This window comes from Bartonella sp. AA1HLJMS (genome assembly GCF_042197445.1).
Classification (GTDB): Bacteria; Pseudomonadota; Alphaproteobacteria; order Rhizobiales; family Rhizobiaceae; genus Bartonella.
Window position 1 is genome coordinate 1 of the sequence record NZ_JBHIRW010000185.1, and the last position, 1,330, is coordinate 1,330.

General features: G+C 48.3%; 2 protein-coding genes. Both read right to left on the bottom strand.

The features are described from left to right. The coding region (locus tag ACFIQE_RS10460; RefSeq protein WP_375707710.1) for a hypothetical protein at positions 1-338 on the bottom strand (338 nt) is incomplete at its 3' end. After that, on the bottom strand, positions 335-1,330 hold a 996-nt coding region (locus tag ACFIQE_RS10465; protein WP_375707711.1), incomplete at its 5' end, for a ParB/RepB/Spo0J family partition protein. The genes ACFIQE_RS10460 and ACFIQE_RS10465, both read right to left, overlap by 4 nt.

Here is a 1,330-nt window from a genome sequence, read left to right on the forward strand (position 1 = left end):
AACAGCAACAATCCATCTTCACTCACCACCTCATCCCAGAGCCAAAATGCCTCTGTCGCCCGCACAAATGCCTTAAAACGCGGCAAGGAAATATCTACCTGCTTACTTTCTGCCACATAAGCATCCAAACTCGCCTTACTTAAACACCCAATCCCTAAATAATGCGCCATACGCTCCGCAATCACACTGCGCTCATGCCGGCATTCTCTCAAAGCCCGCGCCATCGCACGCTTAATGCGCGAGCGAAACCGCCCTAAATCAATCTGTGCAACGGGTTCACGACAAGGAAAAACCGGCTTTTGGAAAAAATCAAGCTGCCCGCAACCATGCCTCTTCATGCCTGCTCCTCCCCCCGTTCTCTTGCAAGATAATCACAAAACCGCGCCTTTGTCTGCGCATCTGCTCTCTGCCAAACACCCAATAACTGAGCAAAAATCCGTTCCTGTTCATTAATTTGCGGTGGCGTATTAATCCCATTGACCAAATCAACAGCCCGCCGTAAATCCCCCTCAACCTGTTGCAAAGCAATTGCCACACGCCGTTGCGCAACCGGCTCCATCTTGGCTAATTTTAACAACTGCGCTTGATTATCAGCCAATGCCGTCCCCCGCAAAACAGAGCGTAATTCTGGCTGTAAATGCTGGGCAATACAGTTGAGACGTTTCACGACATCTTGAGAGAAACCAATGCGGTCCGCCACATGTTTAGCAAAAGATAAAGTTCTCCTCTTGCCATCTTCTCCCTCCATTTGAGCAATAGGGACAACTTGTCCCAATTGCTCACCACCGATCAAAGGGACAAGTTGTCCCTTTGATTTTTCATCCCCTTCACTCCCGATTTTATTGTGATCTGAAGTTGCATTGCTGTCCCTTTGAGAAATAGGTGCAAGTTGCACCAATTTCTCAAAATCTGTCTCACCACCGATCAAAGGTGCAACTTGCACCTTTGATTTTTTATTTCGACCAACCTTAATCTCCCCATACTTCTTTTCCCACAATTCGCGGTAAGTCTGGACAAAAAGCGCACGGTCAATAACAGACAATTCATTGCGAAAAAGGTTTTCAGCTACTTCTAAAAGCGCAGCATTGTCCTTATCCGCCTGCACCACAACAGCATCAATGTCACTATAGCCCAAAAGCTCAGCAGCACGAAGCCGATGCGCACCAGCTATAAGCGTGTAATTACCCTCTTTAGCATTGGGGGTATGGCGCACCGTAATCGGATTCATCAATCCCTCCCGCGCCATTGATTGCGCAAGTGCCTTGGCATGCTCATCATCCACAGGGCGTATACGCTCCGGCACCACAATCACATCAAGAGCAAGCTTTTG